We start from the raw sequence: 17981 nt of genomic DNA, 5'->3' as shown, positions 1-17981 counted from the left end.
TGTCTTTTCATATAGCGTTGGGCACCATGGAGTTTAATGCTTCTCTTCCGAACTGAAATACAAATTCAGCGGCAATTCCTCATCACTCTGGTTGCTGTTCGATATCTTATAGGTGATATACAGCTTATTCTCACCCTCACCGTAAGTCCATGATTCTTCGATAGATCCAGTCAGCGGCTTAAGCGGAAGCGCCATCCGGTCAATCGACTGAATGGATTGCTCAACTTTGTCCGCCTCTTCCTTATCCGCAGGCTTGTAATGTTCCAGGAATACGCGCACAAGCTCCATCGCATTCTCATATCCGGACTCTGATCTGGGAAATACTGTCCCGATCCGGTAGCCAATGATCTTATCCGTTGGTACATCTGCCGTAATCTGCTGGATGAACTCCATATCATTCACAGTCAGGATTTCATCCTGCATCACTGTCCCCAGAGTTGTATCGTATTCCCCTACGGCATCCGTAATTTCCAGAGCAGCAAGCCCTTCTTCTAGCGGCTGCGTGAACACAGCCTGGTGCTTTTCCACCTGTGTGAACAGTTCTGCGTACTTCGGGGTGTCCTTGCTGCATCCGGCAAGTAACAATGATAGTAGGACCACGCTATACAATAGAATGAAGCATGATTTCCTCAAATGAATACACCTCCTTGCCTGAACCTCTCTCCAAACCTTACCATATTTCCCAACGTCGGGCACAACTCGCCTATCTTTTGTTTGCACAAGGCTCATTAATTTTATATATGACGTACTATATATTGCATTTATGATCATTATTGCGTATTATATAACCAAGTTAGGGAATAAGCTTCCATTAGGACGTCTGATTGAAAGGAGGAATCGGCGGAACGGTACTCCTTTTCTATATAGAGAAGTGCCTGCATCTATTCGTATACCGGAAAGCGGAGGAACATTGTGATCGAACTGACAGCCCGACAATTGCAAATTATTGAGATTGTGAAAAAAAGAGCGCCGATTACCGGTGACCAAATCGCCGAAAGCTTGGGCCTCAGCCGGCCGACCATCCGGGGAGACTTGTCCATCCTGGTCATGCTCGAATATGTGGACGCGAAGCCCAAGGTCGGCTACTTCCCCGGCACCAAGGCGGCAGCGCGCCATAACAGCCGGGGCCTGCTGCAGGATACCAAGGTTAGCGATATCCAGAGCATCCCGGTCATTATCCGCGAGAATACGACGATTCAGGATGCTGTAGTTACACTGTTCCTGCAGGATGTCGGTACGCTGATCATCTGCGATAGCAACGGTAAGCTAACCGGGGTCGCCTCGCGCAAGGACTTCCTGAAGGTCACGCTCGGTAATCCCGGAGCGGTAACCATGCCTGTGAGCATGGTCATGACCCGTCAGCCCAAGGTAGTCACTGTTTCGCCCGATGACACGGTGCTTGACGCCGCGCAGCGCATGATATATCACGAGGTAGACAGTCTGCCGGTAGTTGTTCCCGGCAGCGGGGAAGGGTCCGCCACTGGGCTGGACGTAGTCGGGCGGTTGACCAAGACTTCCATCGTAAAGCTTCTCCTCGAGCTTGAAGCCAAAGGATAACGGAGGAATTGATAGAGCATGGAGCCATCCACCCATTTCATTACGATATGCTCGGATTCTATTGGAGATACGGCGGATGCGGTTGTGCAGGCCGTGATACACCAATTTCAGAATCAGCGTGTCACCATCAGAAGATACGGTAATGTCAGACATGAAGATGAACTGCGCAAGGTAATGGAAGAGGCCGCTCAGCATCAGGGCTTCGTAGCTTATACTCTCGTTCAGCCTGAACTGCGGGAGGTGATCCGTGAAGAGGCCGTCCGCCTCGATCTGAGAGTGGTTGACATCATGGGGCCGATGATGCAGGCCTTCATTGATACCTTCGACGATGCGCCCCAGGCTCGTCCAGGACTGCTGCACCAGCTGGACGAGGATTACTTCCGGCGGATGGAGGCTATTGAATTCACCGTCGCCTGCGATGACGGGCGCGACCTCGGTGCGATGCTGAAGGCGGATATCGTCCTGCTCGGCATGTCCCGCACCTCGAAGACGCCGCTTAGTATCTTTCTGGCCCACCGGGGCAAAAAGGTTGTGAATTATCCGGTTGTGCCGGAGGTCGGCCCGCCGCAGCAGCTCCTTAGCCTGCCTGCAGGACGGATCATCGGACTAACCATGAAATCGGAATATATGCTGAAGATCCGTTCCGAGCGGCTGAAGATGCTGGGTCTGCCCACAGGCTCACAGTATGCCAGCCTTGATCGTATTACAGAGGAAATGGAATATGCGGCAGCCCTATTCGCCAAGCTGGGTTGTCCCGTCATTGATATTACGGATAAGGCCATTGAAGAAACAGCCGGCATTATTATGGGTTATATCTAATCAGACTGAACTGGAGGGAATCTTATGGAACGCGAATTGGCACTGGAAATTGTACGGGTCACTGAACTTGGGGCATTATCCTCAGCCCGCTGGATCGGCCGGGGCGACAAGCATGCGGCAGATGAAGCTGCCACAACTGCAATCCGTTCCATGTTCGATTCCGTCTCCATTGACGGGACCGTCGTGATCGGTGAAGGAGAAATGGACGAAGCCCCGATGCTCTACATCGGGGAACGGGTCGGTAACCGTAACGGCCCTTCCGTCGATGTGGCGGTGGACCCGCTGGAAGGCACAGAGGTGGTGGCCTGCGGGCTGCATAATGCCCAGTCTGTCATTGCCATTGCGGATAAGGGCAGCCTTCTCCACGCGCCTGACATCTACATGGAGAAGCTGGCCTGCGGACCGGAGCTGGCCGGCAGGCTCAGCCTCGGGGACCCGGCGGAAGTAACGCTGCACAAGGCCGCCCGGATTACCGGCAAATCGCTCTCCGAGCTGACGGTGATGGTGCTGGACCGCAAGCGGCATGAGCGGCTGATCGCCATTCTGCGCGAAGCGGGCGTACGCATCAAGCTGCTCAGCCACGGCGACGTTGCCGGAGCGATTGCCGCCGCGCTGCCGGACAGCGATGTCGATCTGTACATGGGCTCCGGCGGTGCACCGGAGGGCGTACTGGCTGCCGCCGCACTGCGTTGCCTGGGCGGGGAGCTTCAGGGCAGGCTGCTGCCCGAAGGCCCTGCAGAGATGCAGCGCTGCCTGCAGATGGGCCTGGACCATCCGGCACGGGTGCTGTCCATGGAGGACATGGTCGGCACCGGTGATGTGATCTTCGCCGCAACCGGAGTGACCTCCGGCGAGTTCCTCAGCGGCGTCCGCTTCATCGGCAAGGAACGCGCCGAGACCCATTCCGTGATCATGCGGGCGCAGAGCCGCACGATCCGTTACATCCGCAGCATTCATTTCCTGCCCGGCAAGGAGATTCCGCAGATCGCTGCGGTCAGGCAGGATGCGGCTTGGATGTAGGTTTCTGCCCGGCAACTTATCCACCAAGCAGGAACAGGCTCCGCCATCCTTTTAATAGACGTCATTCGTTGCAGCGACAAACAAGGGTTTCCCTGAAGTCCGGCGGGACTTCGGGAAACCCTTGTTTGTGTCATTCACATGTTACATTCATCGCTTGCCAGCTGCGACCATGCTCTGGTCTAGCAGCAGTTCACTATAACCGTCCGCCCTCACGGCTCTGGCCGGCTCGCGCTCCCTCATTCCTTGCAGCATTCTGTGCCTGCTTCTCCTCCAGATCCGCCAGTCTGCGGTCTGCTGTATGATCCGGTGTCTTGTCTATGCCGTTACGCGTGCCGGAATACAGGTCTCCTGTCATCCCCGGCTGGTTCATGTCCTCCACCGCTCTTCTCTCCGGGAGGTCATGCTCCGTAGCGGAATTCATGGTATCCAGCCCTGTATCATGTCTGCCTTCAAGACCTGAGCCGTTGAACGCCGCATCCACGGCATCTGTGACGGAGTCCCGCGGGGCATCCCCGGCAGCACTTGTATCATTCATATAACGGTCAGCGTTCGCTGAATTGTGGTTACGGAATACAGAATATACTTCACTTTCCCGCTTGTTATCTGCATCCACCATGACCAGAATGCGTCCTTCGTCCACATCATTATCGTAGCTTTCCGCTTCATCCTCAGGAATACCCAGCCCGATCAGACCGCCTACAAGACCGCCCGTTCCTGCCCCAACGGCTACTCCGGTCAATGTCGCTGCAATCGGTCCCGCTGCGATAATCGGCCCGATTCCCGGAATTGCCAGGGCGCCGATGCCTGCCAACAGCCCCGTCACACCGCCAAGAATACCTCCTGTCGCCGCCCCGGATGCCAACCCCTCAGGCGCTTTGGTTCCTGTCTCTTCATTGATCGCTTCTGCATCGCGTCTATTTCTCGCTATCACTGAGATATCCTCTGTCAGAAATCCATGTGCCTTCAGGTCTTCAATAGCCCGCGAAGCTTCATGCTCCGTATGGAATACCCCTACAATTTTCTTATTCATAACGATTCCCTCCTGGTAGCTGATTTGTAATTTAGTTCTCGCTTAACTTTCACACCCCTTACTTAACCAAACGCTCCTCCGCGAAACTGGTAACTTTCAATCTTTGCCCGGGTTCCACAAAAAAAATTATGAAACAGGAAATTGCCTGCCGGACACATTTTCCACAAATTCAGTGGTTTGAAGTCAGCTTAGATTACACTGAATTCTCCGGTTCATGGCAGTTATTAAGCCTTTGGGAACAATGCTCTAATCTCCTTACAGCGCCGCCAAAAGAGACTATACTCCTCGTATAACAGGTAAGCTACTCTTATAGAATCCAGGGGGAAACCGCGATGAATATGCGTCTGAAGGTACTTAAGAAGCATCTGCTCTTCTGCTGCAGTGAGCACTGCAATAACCAGGACGTAGAGGATGTCATGCAGGAATTCAAGGAGCAATTGGTGGAGCAAGGGATCAACAAAACGGTCAAAATCAACAAAAGCAGCTGTCTCGGCCTATGCGGCAACGGCCCTTTTGTCATCGTGTATCCGGACGGGGTCTGGTATTACAATGTAACGACGGAGGATGCGGCCCGTATCGTGGAGGAGCATTTAGTGAACGGTCAGCCCGTAGAAGAGCTGGTTATGCTCAAAATAGAAGCCTGATTCCCAGCAGCCCCAGCCAGCCAGCCTTCAGCCTCATACTCCTAGTCCCTCCCCTTCCCGGGCTGGGACTATTTGCGGTTGTCCGGTCATCCTCCTTCTGAGGTATACTAGAGATATATGTTCATTAGGAGTGCCATCATCCTTCAGGAAGTGAGGCTGTAAGCATGACTGTATTCAAATATAACGCCCATCGCCCCCACCGGGCCAATCCTGACCTGTATCTGCATTACTGGGGCCAGGAGCAGTGCGCACCCGGTCATTCGTTCGGACCCGGGGTGCGCAGCCTGTACAAAATCCATTTCATACACGCCGGAACCGGCAAGGTAACCGTCGGTGAAGCCACCCATACACTGAGCGCAGGGCAAGCCTTCCTCACTTATCCGCATGTGGTAACGCATTATGCCGCAGATCAGGCTGACCCTTGGCTGTATTCCTGGATTGCTTTTACCGGGGAGGAGGCGGGTTATCTGCTGGGACGGACTTCGCTTACCCCGGAGCAGCCGGTGTTCCCGATGGACCAGGTGCTGATGCCCTCGCTGTCTGCCAGGTTATCTGAGACGGGGAGCAGCGGGGAACTGCTGGACCTGCCGCTGAAGGTGATGCTCTATGAGTTCTTCTCCCTGCTGCTGCGCACGGTCCCTGCTGCCGACAGCCCGGCTCCGCGCAGCAGAAGTGTCTATGTCGAGCAGTGCCTGCATTACCTTCAAGCCCACTACGCCGAGAATGTGACGATGGAGAGCCTGTCCGCTTCCCTGAAGCTGGACCGCAAATATATGTCGGCGCTGTTCAAGCGGACGGTCGGCTTGCCTCCGCAGCAATATCTGCTCCAATTCCGTATGTCCAAGGCCTGCGAGCTGCTGACGGAGACCGGCTGCACTATCGGGGAGATCTCGCAATCGGTGGGGTATCAGGATGCTTTGCTGTTCTCCCGGATGTTCAAGAAGGTGAAGGGCTGCTCGCCCAAAGAGTACCGGCTCCGCCATGCAGATACAGACATTGTGCTATAAAAATCAGCCATGCTGACATACGATTGAAAGCGTTTATCCGCTACAATTAGGAAGGTATGAAGTCCCGCACAACTTAAACTTAGGAGGAATCCAATATGTATATCGCCAATCCTGAACGTTATGACACGATGAAATATAACCGCACTGGACGCAGCGGCCTACTGCTGCCGGCCATCTCCCTCGGGCTGTGGCATAATTTCGGAGGCAATGATGTCTTCGAGAACGGCCGCGCTATGGTCCGCCGTGCCTTCGACCTGGGGATTACCCACTTCGACCTTGCCAATAACTACGGCCCGCCCGCCGGCTCTGCTGAAGAGAGCTTCGGCCAAATACTGAAGAAGGATCTTGCCCCTTACCGTGACGAGCTGATCATCTCCAGCAAAGCCGGGTACTATATGTGGCCAGGCCCGTACGGGGAATGGGGCTCCAAGAAGAATCTGGTATCCAGTCTGGATCAGAGTCTGAAGCGGCTCGGACTGGATTATGTAGACATCTACTACCACCACCGTCCGGACCCGAATACGCCGCTGGAAGAAACCATGTCCGCCCTCGACCTGCTGGTACGCCAGGGCAAGGCGCTGTATGTCGGCATCTCGAACTACAGACCGGAGGAAGCGCGTGAAGCCGCGCAGATTCTCCGCCGCCTGGGCACGCCTTGCCTGATCCATCAGCCGAACTACTCGATGATGTCGCGCTGGATCGAGGACGGCCTGCAGGATGTGCTCGAAGAAGAAGGCATCGGCACCATTGCCTTCTCCCCACTGCAGAAGGGCATCCTGACCGACCGTTACTTGAACGGCATCACCGCCGATTCCCGTGCCGCCGGACCGAGTGTGTTCCTCTCCGAGAAGGAGATCACCGCAGAGGTTATCGCCAAGGTAAGCAAGCTGAACGAAATTGCGGCGGCACGCGGACAGAAGATGTCACAGCTCGCCTTGTCCTGGGTCCTGCGCGGCGGCAAAGTGACCTCTGCACTGATCGGTGCGAGCAAGGTGAGCCAGATCGAAGATGCTGTAGCTTCACTCAATGCGCCTGAGCTAAGTGCGGAAGAACTGGAGCAGATCGAGCAGATTCTGCGCGGATAAGTTAAGCAGGCACTCCACCTATAGATATGACGGCAATCCTGCCCACCCGCTCGCGGTGATGCAGGATTGTTTTTTGTGCAGATATCACTACTAGTAAAGCATCAGATTTAAAATGGTGGAGTAGAGGCTTAGCGATGTCAGAAGGGCTGAAGGCGTGGAGCTATCTCCCTTAGGTGTGGGTTCGGTCTTATTGGGGCGTTTGGCTCGGCGTTACGGACTGAGACGCGCTTATTTCGAAGGAGAGTCACAACTTGGGCAAGTTGCGGACACCATGGCCCTTATTAACGAATATTCCACTTCTAAACGTTCTTTAGAGAGACGATAAGGTCCACTCGGTCCGTTACTCTGCAAAAAGTTCCTTTTTCTTCAAATTAACGGCTTTCTGGTCCGTAAGGAACCGACTCGGTTATTCTGGTTTCTTTTCACCGAACCCCTGAGGTATGTCCTTGCCCACAGATTTAATTGGATCAGTAAGACGGCACCGCCTAAACTATTATGTTGGGTTTTCCGCATACATTGGGCCTGATATCTTCGCGCTGGCACATTGTATTCGGTTTTTAGCATACATTGGGCCTGATTACCTTCGCGCAGGCACATTGTATTCGGTTTTTCACATACATTCGGCCCGACATCTTCGCGCAAGCACATTGTATTCGGTTTTCCACATACAATTTCTCGCAATTCTTTTACTTTTTTAAAACTTCAGGTCTCATCAAGCCCAACCACAATTTAAAGACGGATGCTGTACCAGTTGAACCTTGAAGCAGTCCCGTCCGAGTGCTTACGCTGTGCCTGAATGCTATAATGAACTCATTCATACCCATCAATACCCATCACTGCAGTAACGAAAGGACATCCGATGAAGACTAACCGATTGGGATCATCCGATTTAGACGTAAGTGCCATGGGCCTCGGCTGCATGTCACTGGGCACCGATGAAGCGCAGGCAACCGCCATTATCCACGAAGCGCTGGACCGTGGGATCAACTTCCTGGATACTGCCGACCTCTACGATGAGGGCCGCAATGAGGAGATTGTCGGTCAGGCTATCCGGCACCGCCGCGCTGACGTTATCCTGGCAACTAAGGTGGGCAACCGCAGAATTCCCGGTAAGGAAGGCTGGGGCTGGGATGCCTCCAAGACCTATATCCGCTCCGCTGTGAAGGAGAGTCTACGCAGGCTGCAGACCGATTATATTGACCTGTATCAGCTGCACGGAGGAACGCTGGAGGATGATATCGATGAGACGATTGAAGCCTTCGAGGAGCTGAAGCGCGAAGGGGTTATCCGCCATTACGGCATCTCCTCCATCCGGCCGAATGTAATCCGTGAATATGTACAGCGTTCCGGAATTGTCAGCGTGATGAGCCAGTATAGCATTCTCGACAGACGCCCGGAGGAGAGCATTCTTCCGCTGCTGGGCCGCGCAGGCATCAGCCTGATTGCGCGGGGGCCGCTGGCGAGCGGCATTCTGACCGATCATGGCAGCAGCAAGGCGCAGCGGGCGTATCTGGACTATACGGAGGCTGAGCTCACGGCGCTGCATGAGCAGCTGATGAGCCAGACCACCCTCACCCGGACGCTGACGCAGACTGCACTGCAATATCCGCTGGCTGATCCGGCGGTTGCTGCTATTATCCCTGGGGCCAGCAGCTTGGAGCAGCTGCGGCAGAATATTGCGGCTGCCCGTTCGCAGCCGCTCTCTGCGCTGGAGCTTGAAGCTGTACGGGAGACCAGTAAGGCGGGCCGGTATACCCTGCACGTGTAGAGCGCCGATCGGTAAAGAGGAACACACAAAAGAAGCTGTCCGGAAACTGTAGGCATTACAGTCTCTGTACAGCTTTTTATTTTTTGCTTATCTTCTTATTTTCTACCTATGAGCGCGTTTCCTTGCCTTAACTATCCACGTAATCAATGCAGCTACAAATACAACTGCGGTAATGAGCCAGGTCAGCAGGAACGCCATGCCCAGCCCGATATTGGCATCCAGCGCTTCCCTTCTGCTCTCCAGAATCAGCATCACGGCAAGCGGCGCTCCACTGGCTATCAGGAGAACGGTCATGCTGTAGCGGGCGAAATTCGTCCGCTTCTGAATAGCTGCGTATAAGCACAAGTATGAAGCAATCAATAATACGAAGGATAATACAGCTTCCCATTCCAGTCTAACCATCGTGTCATCACTCCTTCTCCATAGGAACCGGGGATTGCGTTATAGTATAGCGGCTGCAGCAGCCAGATGCAAATGACACTGCCGCTAAAACAGTCTAGCCAAAAAACTGCGTAATATAGACCATCGCCAGCAGCCCAAATATAAACGAATACGTCGAGGGCCGCTCAAAGCCGTGGCCGTGACTCTCCGGGATCAGCTCCTTATACACGATGAACAGCATCGCTCCGGCAGCGAACGCCAATCCGTATCCAACCACATTCTGTACATAGCTGGCTGTGAAATATCCGATCACGGCCGATACCATCTCCATGAGACCGGTCAGGGCGGCTATGGTCAGGGCCTTGCGCCGGGTGGCGCGGGCATTCATGAGGAAGATTGCCAGAATCAGCCCTTCCGGCATATTCTGCGCGCCAATCGCAATCGCCACCATCGGGCCAAGGCTTGTCTGCTCGCTGGCATAGCTGAAGCCTGTGCTGAGCCCTTCGGGGATGTTATGAATGAATAGCGCAATCATGACGAGCAGCGCTTTGGAATCCAGATTGCTGAGGCCGGGCTTATTCTCCACATCGATATGCGGAATATGGCTCTCGATCAGATCGAGCAGCAATACGCCGGTAATCAGCCCCAGAGTCAGCGCAGTAATGCCCGATTCCTTGATCGCCTGCTGCATCAGCCCGAAGGTGCTTGCAGAGACCATGATCCCGGCAGTGAAGGCCACCAGCACATCCTTCCACAGCTCGGACAGCCGCCTTACGAACAGAATAGGAATAACGCCCAGCACTGTTGCCATTGCAGACAAAAAGCTGCCTAAAAGTGCACCCGCCAAATCTTCAACCCCTTTTGTGGACAGGACTATAGATCAAGCATATGCTCCCGGCAGCTATAAATATGACCAAGCTTTCAGCTTGTGGAAAATAGTCCCAAATAACGCCCCAGCCCTCTGTCTTCAAGCTCTGCCTTCGGGACGAACTGAAGGGCGGCAGAATAGATATGATAATGCTGCTTCGCCGGCTCCGGCCCGTCAAAGGTTAGATACCCCAGATATGCTCCGCTCAACCTGCTGCGCAGCACGGTCCGCACCTGCCCGCCGCTATAATCGGCTTCCCGCCGGATCATCCCCTCTTCAACCGGACCTGTGAAGCTGGGCCAGCCTGTGCCGGAATCGAATTTGTCTGCTGAGCTGAATAGCGGATCACCGCTGATCACATCCGTGTAGAGGCCCTCCTCGAAGTGGTCCCAATACGCATTCTGGTAGGCAGGCTCATCGCCTTTGTTCTGGGTGACCTCATATTGCAGCTCTGTAAGCCGGCCCCGCAGCCGCTTCTTGTCCTCACGGCTGTTCCAGTGCAGCGCTGTGAAGTCGTCACGGCCCGAGCCCTTCTGATATAGCTTATAATCCAGCGGATGGGTCCGGTAATACTGCTGATGCTCTGCTTCCGCCGGATAGAACGGCTCAGCCGGCAGGATGGGCGTCACAATCGGTGCCTTGAAGCGCTTGCTGGCCTTCAGCCTCTCCTTCGACAGCTCCGCTTGCTTCCGCTGCTCTTCATTCTGCACAAAGACCGCCGGAGCGTAAGAATGCCCCCGGTCCATGAACTGCCCGCCGTCATCTGTCGGATCGATCAGCTGCCAATAGATGTCCAGCAGCCGTTCATACGGAAATAGCTTCGGATCATAGACAATCTGCACCGCCTCCCGGTGCCCGGTAGCTTCCGACCCTACCTCTTCATAGGTTGGATTCTCCGTATGCCCGCCCGTATAACCTGACACCACCGAGACGATGCCCGGCAGCTCATCGAACGGCTTGACCATACACCAGAAGCAGCCGCCGGCGAAGGTCGCCAGCTGCAGCGTATCATTCGAAGTCAAACAGACCGCCTCCCTGCAAGCTTTTCCCCTATTATATCTGAATATCCCGTTTCTCCAAAACGGTCAGGGCGATAGTTAGAGACAACAAGATCCAAACTGCTGGAATCCACAACGCGCGCATATAATCCCCCGTCCCCGAGAGCAGGATCAGCTGTGAATTCTCCACATACATCCCCGAGAATTTGAGAATCTGCGTCATTAGAGAATGCTCAGAAACCGCGCGAAGAATCGCAGAGGAGGCGTCCTTGAGATACCCGCTGAGCAGCAGGTTGCCGAAGATGAAGAAGAAAGCGGCCACCACCGCCGAAGCCGGTTTACGGATCAGCATCCCCAGCATCATGACTACAGCACAATAAGCGCCCAGATAGAGCAGATTCAGTCCCAAGGCTGTTAGACCAGCCGCCAGATCCTCTGTATGTCCGGCATGTCCTACCGAAGCTCCTGTGATTAGCGCTGCCGCCAGAGAGAAGAGATAATATAAACCGTAGAACTCCAGCAGCCAGCCCAGAACGGCAAGCAGCTCCAGCACATATTTACCGGTGAAATATTTCGCCTTACTATGCCCGGCTGCAATAATATTCTGCACCGAGCCATACTCGAAGCCTTCGGTTGCAAAAAAGCAGGCATGCAGCGGAATAACCAGATAGAACAGGATAGAGAATGAAGCAGCCGTCTTGAGCGGCTCTGCATAACTACCCAGGTCATAACTACCTTTGCTGCCCAGAATTAGAACTAGTGCGAGGCTGGCTAAGCCGAAGACTGCGGTAACGCTTTTAAAGGCCAGATCCTTACGCAAATAATAGATTTCAGCTTGCCAGAGGTTCCTCATCTTCCGCCGCCCCCGATCAAATCCATATAATACTGCTCCAGATTGGGCGCCGTCAGCTGGAAGCCGTCAACCGGGATCTCCCGCTGCACGAGCAGAGACATCAGGCGCTCCAGATCCACCCCGCTGCGGGGAAGCTCGATCTCTCCGGTCTGCTTGACCCGGATATCCCCTTGCCTAAGCTCCTGCCTCAGCATCTCAGCTACGGTTGCTGCCGGAGAAGATGTGGTAATACAGATCATCACCTGCGCAGACTGCTGCAGTTCAGCAGCCGAAATCTCTTGAATCAGCCGGCCTTGATGAATGAAGCCGTATTTACCGGCCAGCAGCTGCAGCTCGCTCAGAATATGGCTGGAGATCAGCAGAGTCACGCCTTGTTCCCGGGACAGTTGCTCCAGAATATGCCTGACCTCCACAATTCCCGCAGGGTCCAGTCCATTCACCGGCTCATCCAGCACCAGGAACTTCGGCCGGTTCAGCAAGGCCACGGCAATTCCCAGCCGCTGGCGCATACCAAGCGAATATTCGCCCGTCTTCTTCGGTCCCGCCTCATCCAGACCTACAATCTTCAGCACTTCCGCGCTCCTGCCCTTATCCCTGATTCCGAAGATACGGCAGTAAAAGCCCAGATTCTCCATCGCATTCATATGCGGGTAGAGTGAAGGCCGTTCGATCAGGAAGCCGATACGGCGTCTGGCCGCAATCAGCCTCTCCTTGCTCTGTTCTCCGAACAAGGCCATCCTTCCGGCTGTCGGATGCACCAGACCGCCGATGATTCTCATCAGAGTTGTTTTGCCCGCCCCGTTCTCCCCCACGAAGCCGTACACATCTCCCGCCTCAATTCTCATGCAGAGCTGATCCAGCGCTACCCCTGAAGGGTACTCCTTGGATAAGCCCTGAGCCTCAAATACCGCTGCCGTCAAAGCAAACACTCCTTCTTCCATTCAAATCTGTTGACGGCTTAACGATACCATCCGGTGTCCCCTTCGCTAACGCAGGTGTCATATTCATGCGAGATCATGTCGTTTTTGAGGATGAAAATGTATAATGTAGGGATAAATGCAAAGGTGGAGGAGCCGATGATTCATATTGCTGTGTGTGACGATGAGCCCCGCGTTGCCGGAGAGGCCGAGCGCCTGATTCTGGAAACCGGGGAAAGCCTGAACGAGCACATTGAGATTTCCATATATTATTCGGGAGAAAGCTTCGCCCGGGACCTTCGGGACGGCAGGCAGTTCGATATTATCTTCATGGATATTGAGCTGGGCGGTCTGGACGGCATTGCAGCGGGGCAGCTCCTGAGGGAGGATGACGGCAATGACCCGGTGCAGCTTATCTATATTTCCAGCCATGAAGAATACCATATGCAGCTATTTGACCTGCGTCCGTCAGGGTTCATTAAGAAACCTGTTGCGCCGGAAAGCTTCAAGCAGAAGCTGGCCCAGGCCATACATAAGACCCTCCGTCTCCGGCAGCAGGGCCGGACCAGCTTCCTTCCAGTGCAGCTGAAGAACCAGGAACTAAGGATTCCTCACCGCGAAATTCACTATCTGGAGAGTAGCATCAGACGAATTACACTGGTTACTCAGGATAGGGAACTGCAATATTACGGGAAGCTGGTAGAGGAGGAGCAGAAGCTGGCGTCCAGCCATTTCGTGCGGATTCACCAGTCCTATATCGTAAACTTCTATTCAATCCAGGCCATTAGCGCCAAAAAAATCATCCTCACTACCGGCTGCGAGCTGCCGGTCAGCGGCAAATACAGCCCCGGTGTGCGTAGGGCTTATCTGCATTTCAGGGGGGAGCTGGTGTGAATTCTGTACTCCTCGATGAAATTATTTATCTCGCTGTACTTCCGCTTCTGGCAGTCATACTGCATCTCTTCTTCAGCCGCTTCTTCACCTGCCGTGTAGAATCGCGGCTGCGGCTGACTGTGCTGTACATTCTGTACATAGGTGTTCAGGCTCTGCTCCATCACAGCTCCCTGCCCGCCCTGCTGCTGATGGCAGGCAATATCGGACTGATCCTGGGCCTGTCCCTGCTTTACCGGGGCAGCACTGCATGGCGGTTATATGCTGTGGTATTTATCTCGGCTCTGATTATCCTCAGCGATGCGGCGGTTCCACTGCCACGAACAGATTTCGGTTACAGGCTCAGCCTGCTGTGCTCGAAGCTGCTGATGTTATTGCTCGTTCTATTGCTGCGCAGGCTGGTGAAAGGCGAGGGCCGGGGCCAGCTGACCGGATGGTTAGGATCTGTTGCCTTTCTCTGTCCTTGTCTTAGCATTGCCGTGTTGTTGCAGCTGTCCGGCAGTCCCTTCTTCCAGCTATATCCGCAGTTATTCCCTGTTGTTCCCGCCTTGCTGCTCGCTATCAATCTCTTGATCTTCCTCCTGATAGACCGCGTGCTGAGCGCGCAGTCTGAACGCAGCCAACGCCTGCTGCTGGAGCAGCAGAACAGCTATTATGTGAACCAGTATCACCGGAACCGGGAGTTTCAGCAGGAAGCCCTCCGGTTCCGCCATGATTTCAACCATATTCTCCTAGGCCTGCGTTCCAGAGTCCTCAGCGGAGAAGAAGGTGCCTCTACAGCCGAGCTGGATGCTCTGCTGGGCTGGACCGGACATGCCCAAGCTTACTGCAACACCGGCAACCCGGTCATTGATTCCATTCTGGACTACAAACAACGGGAGGCCGCCGCAGCCGAGATTGATCTGCGCCTGGAGCTGAGCCTTCCGCCCCGGCTCATGCTGAATACCGCTTTAATCAGCGTTATTCTGGGCAATGCCTTTGATAATGCACTGGAAGCAGCCAGCCTGATCCCCAAAGAGCAGGGAGCAGAACGATACATCGCCATACATATGCATTACCTGAATGACAGCTTATTTATACGGATTCTGAATCCTTATTCCGGGTCCGTCCTCCAAGGACCAAACGGCGAGCTGCTAACCACCAAAAGCGATAAGCGTTCCCACGGGATCGGACTGCGGAATATCCGCCAGACGATGGAGCAGGCCGGCGGGCTGTTTCAGCTTGCTTACAGCGGCCAGCTGTTTCAGCTGGAGCTGGTGCTTTTTCATATTGAGAGAGATGAACGTAGCGGAGGACGGGTGTCCGAGGGGGAATGATGGGGAATGGGCCTACTATTTCAGTTTCTTGCGCTCACGGCGGGTCTTGTGCCTATGGTTGCTGTCCCATAACTCCTTGTGCATCAAGCCTGCGAATACAAGCATGACAAGCGTCAGCACCAGCACATACTCCCGCAGGATATCGGATAAGCTACCGGACAGGTTCAGCCCGAGAATAATGTTTAGCCTTCCCCACAGCAGATTGAGACACAGAAGCGCTACTGCCCCATAAGTTACCCACACACTGCGGAGGTACAAATTATAAGTGCGCATAGGCCCTCGTCCGATGAAATATTTGCTGTAACGGATAACATATGCGGTAAAAGCGATCAAGGCTATCATTTCCAGTGTAATCAGTACCAAATCAATAATGTCCATGCAGATCATCTCCTCTTCTGCCTAAGCCGGTACGGTGCAGATCAATAAGCCTCTCAAGATCATTGGATTCATACGCCTCCTGAATTTGGCCCAGGGTCTCAATTTCCTGTTTGACCCGGCTGGGCTTCAGCTCGTGCTTGCGAAAGATATCGAGGAGCTTCACTTGTTGACGACCTCCTCATCATTAGGTTTTCTCTCTGCGGTTCCTCTCTCAATCAGCAGCTTCACGAGCGTACGGTTATATTCGCTAAGCTGCTTCTCATTCTCCTCATCGCGTTTCTGATAATTCTGTATGACTTTCTCTTTATTCGCAATTTGCTTAACACTCCAGATCAAGGCAGTAGATAACAGAACATTCAGCACGACCGAACCATTGTTATCCACGAAAAGGCCAGTCAATGCACTGAAATCCATCTGTATCCCCCCATTTCCTAATGTAATCGGAACGGATTCACGCCTTTACCCCTGTCCACTTTTTTGGCGCAGTCCATTGCCGCCACTCTAACAGAATCTCCCTCAAGTTAATCTACTCTAGCAATAGCAATATGGATTGGGTAGAGCAGTATATTTTCCGTACATCCGGGGCACAAGCTTAGTTTTTCCGGTTGTTATGCGAATCATATTCATATTTTAAAAACCCTTGAAAGGCCTACACACAGGCCCCTCAAGGGTTTCTACACATGGTAACACTTAATGGGTGATCTTCACATTGCTGAACACGGCCTTATTCCCGGATGTATCCCCCGGATTACTGAGCGCTATTCCAATATACACCTGGCTGTTCATTGGAATCTGCACGGTTCCGACCGTCTGCCAGCTGCTCCCGTTGGATGAGATAGAGCCTTTGAAGGTATTTCCGGTTCTCTTCAGCTTTAGCCACTTCGGAACTGAAGCCGCCGCATTCTGATCGGTCATAGTGCCCGCAGTCGCTGTCCGGTACTGGAAGGTTGCCCCATTCTCCGGGGTAAGCATCATATCCGCGTGCTTGGAATTCGAACTCAGCGACTCCCGAATCATAACGCCGGCCTTGGACCAGCCGTCCAGCCCGCTAGTGGACTGCACCTTAACTATAATCTCCGCATTGCCGCTCACGGATTGGTAGATATAATTCAGCTGGTCTCCATTTCCCCAAATATCCGTAGTGCTGCTGCTGAGAGTAAATTGCTTCTTGGAGGTATTGTAGGTGGCGTTCCCCGGCTTGGAGCCGATATTTCTGGCCTTCCAGCCTGCTGGCAGCTGAGCCGGATAGTCCTGTTCTCCCGGGGCCGTCCAGTCAGGGGTCGGCCAGGTTGTACGTTCATTGATTTTGATTAACTCGGATTCAGGCCAGGCCCCATAGGCAAAGAACGACAGGCGCTTCACGCCAGGATAATTCTGGCGGATTCCCTGGTAAATCTCCTGATATTGATCATTCGTCCAGTCATTATCCAGCGTAGGCACAATATCCACCTGGCTGCCGCTGATCCGGTCGCTCGTATCCTTCAGGATACCGTAGGAAGTGCTGTACACCCAGTCGCTGTTGAATTCCCAGTCATCAAAATACGCCATAGGAGCAACGAAGTCGATATCATTCTTGAATTTGGCGACATCCTGTCCCACCTCAGTGAACTCCGGCGGCAGAATATACACGCCAAGCTCCACATCCGGATTCGAGGACCCTATAATATCCTGACGGATATCACCAACATACTGGCCGATTTGTTCGGTTCTCCATTCATTCCACTGCCGCCGCTGGGCAGAATCCACATCGAAATTAATAGTGAGCGGAGAATATCCGAACGCTGCCTGATATTTGGCTACCGTATAATTGCTGACATCCATGTTGTAATTATCGAAGCGAATCCAGTCTAACACCACACCGTCCACCGCATAATTCTCAATGACCTCCTGAATGATGGAGCGCTCATACTGCTGCACTTCATGATGCAGCGGATTGACGAAGTATTCGTTGCCGTTCGCGCCAGTGAACGGAGTCTGAACCCCGCCTACCAGCGACTGCATCTGCCATTCATCGTGCGCCAGGAAGGCCTCCTGGTCATGGAACTGCGGAATCCACGCATGAACCTTAATTCCTGCGGCGTGTGCGGCTGTAATTACCTCCTGAAGGGCATCGAAGTTCTCGTAGCCTTGGGCAATCGGAGCGATATCACTCTGATAGAATACCCGCCCGGACGGGACCTCATCATCTTCATCCTGCTTCACGTTCAAGCTGATGACATCCACTCCGTGCTGTTCGGACAGCTCGATAAAGTCCTCGACATCCGCTACATTTTTGAACTGGTTAACGGTTCGTACAATGACTTCCGTCTCAAAAGGCGGATTGCTCTCCTCCTCGGCCATAGCCGGAATCGAAGCACCCATTCCAGAGAAAACCAACGCCAAGCTTAACACCGCAGTGAACCTTGCTCTCAGGGTAATTATCATAGACACGCCTCCATAATAATAGTCT

Annotated in this window: 19 protein-coding genes and 1 pseudogene; 9 read left to right on the top strand and 11 right to left on the bottom strand. The window is 53.7% G+C overall.

Going from position 1 to position 17981, the window contains the following annotated elements; genetic code table 11:
• Positions 1 to 33: 33 nt before the first annotated feature.
• On the bottom strand, positions 34 to 633 hold the full coding sequence (locus tag NST43_RS03800; RefSeq protein WP_339222651.1) for a hypothetical protein: 600 nt from the start codon (positions 631 to 633) through the stop codon (positions 34 to 36).
• A 279-nt stretch (positions 634 to 912) separates the two neighbouring features.
• Here NST43_RS03800 and NST43_RS03795 point away from each other — a divergent pair, with 279 nt between their 5' ends.
• Genes NST43_RS03795 through glpX form a run of 3 tightly spaced genes read left to right on the top strand, consistent with a single transcriptional unit; the run spans position 913 to position 3396 of the window.
• Complete coding sequence (locus NST43_RS03795; protein ID WP_339222650.1) at positions 913 to 1557, top strand: helix-turn-helix transcriptional regulator; 645 nt, start codon at positions 913 to 915, stop codon at positions 1555 to 1557.
• 18 nt (positions 1558 to 1575) lie between these two features.
• Positions 1576 to 2376, top strand: coding sequence for a pyruvate, water dikinase regulatory protein (locus NST43_RS03790; RefSeq protein WP_339222649.1), 801 nt, complete (start codon positions 1576 to 1578; stop codon positions 2374 to 2376).
• 24 nt (positions 2377 to 2400) lie between these two features.
• Positions 2401 to 3396, top strand: coding sequence for a class II fructose-bisphosphatase (gene glpX / locus NST43_RS03785; protein WP_339222648.1), 996 nt, complete (start codon positions 2401 to 2403; stop codon positions 3394 to 3396).
• Between the two features lie 535 nt (positions 3397 to 3931).
• On the opposite strand, the pseudogene NST43_RS03780 reads toward glpX, so the two are convergent.
• A pseudogene (locus tag NST43_RS03780) lies at positions 3932 to 4426 on the bottom strand (general stress protein); the annotation flags it as partial.
• A gap of 332 nt (positions 4427 to 4758) precedes the next feature.
• Here NST43_RS03780 and NST43_RS03775 point away from each other — a divergent pair.
• From NST43_RS03775 to NST43_RS03760, 4 genes are all read left to right on the top strand, one after another.
• Positions 4759 to 5070, top strand: coding sequence for a (2Fe-2S) ferredoxin domain-containing protein (locus NST43_RS03775; protein ID WP_339222646.1), 312 nt, complete (start codon positions 4759 to 4761; stop codon positions 5068 to 5070).
• Between the two features lie 164 nt (positions 5071 to 5234).
• Positions 5235 to 6077, top strand: a complete 843-nt coding sequence (locus tag NST43_RS03770; RefSeq protein WP_339222644.1) for an AraC family transcriptional regulator — start codon at positions 5235 to 5237, stop codon at positions 6075 to 6077.
• A 95-nt stretch (positions 6078 to 6172) separates the two neighbouring features.
• A complete protein-coding gene (locus NST43_RS03765) occupies positions 6173 to 7162 on the top strand; it encodes an aldo/keto reductase (protein WP_339222643.1) in 990 nt (329 codons plus the stop codon).
• Between the two features lie 859 nt (positions 7163 to 8021).
• Positions 8022 to 8930 (top strand): aldo/keto reductase, encoded by a 909-nt coding sequence (locus NST43_RS03760; RefSeq protein WP_339222641.1) that lies wholly within the window; start codon positions 8022 to 8024, stop codon positions 8928 to 8930.
• A 102-nt stretch (positions 8931 to 9032) separates the two neighbouring features.
• Here NST43_RS03760 and NST43_RS03755 read toward each other — a convergent pair whose 3' ends face one another.
• The 5 genes from NST43_RS03755 to NST43_RS03735 form a co-directional block, all read right to left on the bottom strand.
• The gene (locus tag NST43_RS03755) at positions 9033 to 9332 is read right to left on the bottom strand and encodes a hypothetical protein (RefSeq protein ID WP_339222639.1); all 300 of its coding nucleotides are present in this window, start codon (positions 9330 to 9332) and stop codon (positions 9033 to 9035) included.
• A 94-nt stretch (positions 9333 to 9426) separates the two neighbouring features.
• Complete coding sequence (locus tag NST43_RS03750) at positions 9427 to 10158, bottom strand: ZIP family metal transporter (RefSeq protein ID WP_339222637.1); 732 nt, start codon at positions 10156 to 10158, stop codon at positions 9427 to 9429.
• 74 nt (positions 10159 to 10232) lie between these two features.
• Entirely contained in the window at positions 10233 to 11201 is a 969-nt protein-coding gene (gene msrA / locus NST43_RS03745) for a peptide-methionine (S)-S-oxide reductase MsrA (RefSeq protein ID WP_339222635.1), read from the bottom strand.
• Positions 11202 to 11232: 31 nt separating this feature from the next.
• Positions 11233 to 12030 (bottom strand): hypothetical protein, encoded by a 798-nt coding sequence (locus tag NST43_RS03740; RefSeq protein WP_339222633.1) that lies wholly within the window; start codon positions 12028 to 12030, stop codon positions 11233 to 11235.
• Positions 12027 to 12971 (bottom strand): ATP-binding cassette domain-containing protein, encoded by a 945-nt coding sequence (locus tag NST43_RS03735; protein WP_339222631.1) that lies wholly within the window; start codon positions 12969 to 12971, stop codon positions 12027 to 12029. The genes NST43_RS03740 and NST43_RS03735 overlap by 4 nt, the downstream gene beginning before the upstream one ends.
• A 135-nt stretch (positions 12972 to 13106) precedes the next feature.
• Between NST43_RS03735 and NST43_RS03730 the strand changes: the two genes are divergently transcribed.
• Both NST43_RS03730 and NST43_RS03725 read left to right on the top strand, forming a co-directional pair.
• A complete protein-coding gene (locus NST43_RS03730) occupies positions 13107 to 13841 on the top strand; it encodes a LytTR family DNA-binding domain-containing protein (RefSeq protein WP_339222629.1) in 735 nt (244 codons plus the stop codon).
• Complete coding sequence (locus NST43_RS03725; protein WP_339222628.1) at positions 13838 to 15154, top strand: ATP-binding protein; 1317 nt, start codon at positions 13838 to 13840, stop codon at positions 15152 to 15154. The genes NST43_RS03730 and NST43_RS03725 overlap by 4 nt, the downstream gene beginning before the upstream one ends.
• A 15-nt stretch (positions 15155 to 15169) precedes the next feature.
• Here the strand turns inward: NST43_RS03725 and NST43_RS03720 are convergent, their stop codons facing one another.
• The 4 genes from NST43_RS03720 to NST43_RS03705 form a co-directional block, all read right to left on the bottom strand.
• Positions 15170 to 15532 (bottom strand): hypothetical protein, encoded by a 363-nt coding sequence (locus NST43_RS03720; RefSeq protein WP_339222626.1) that lies wholly within the window; start codon positions 15530 to 15532, stop codon positions 15170 to 15172.
• Positions 15519 to 15695: a hypothetical protein gene (locus NST43_RS03715; protein WP_209993309.1), complete on the bottom strand. Its 177-nt coding sequence runs from the start codon at positions 15693 to 15695 to the stop codon at positions 15519 to 15521. The genes NST43_RS03720 and NST43_RS03715 overlap by 14 nt, the downstream gene beginning before the upstream one ends.
• The gene (locus tag NST43_RS03710) at positions 15692 to 15946 is read right to left on the bottom strand and encodes a hypothetical protein (RefSeq protein WP_036723207.1); all 255 of its coding nucleotides are present in this window, start codon (positions 15944 to 15946) and stop codon (positions 15692 to 15694) included. Before NST43_RS03710 ends, NST43_RS03715 begins: the two co-directional genes overlap by 4 nt.
• 276 nt (positions 15947 to 16222) lie before the next feature.
• Positions 16223 to 17956: a family 10 glycosylhydrolase gene (locus NST43_RS03705; RefSeq protein WP_339222623.1), complete on the bottom strand. Its 1734-nt coding sequence runs from the start codon at positions 17954 to 17956 to the stop codon at positions 16223 to 16225.
• Positions 17957 to 17981: the final 25 nt, after the last annotated feature.

It is taken from the genome of Paenibacillus sp. FSL H8-0332 (assembly GCF_037963835.1).
In the GTDB taxonomy this organism is placed as follows: domain Bacteria; phylum Bacillota; class Bacilli; order Paenibacillales; family Paenibacillaceae; genus Paenibacillus_AQ; species Paenibacillus_AQ rhizoplanae.
Note: the sequence above shows the minus strand (reverse complement) of the source record. Positions and strands in the feature narration are given on the sequence as shown.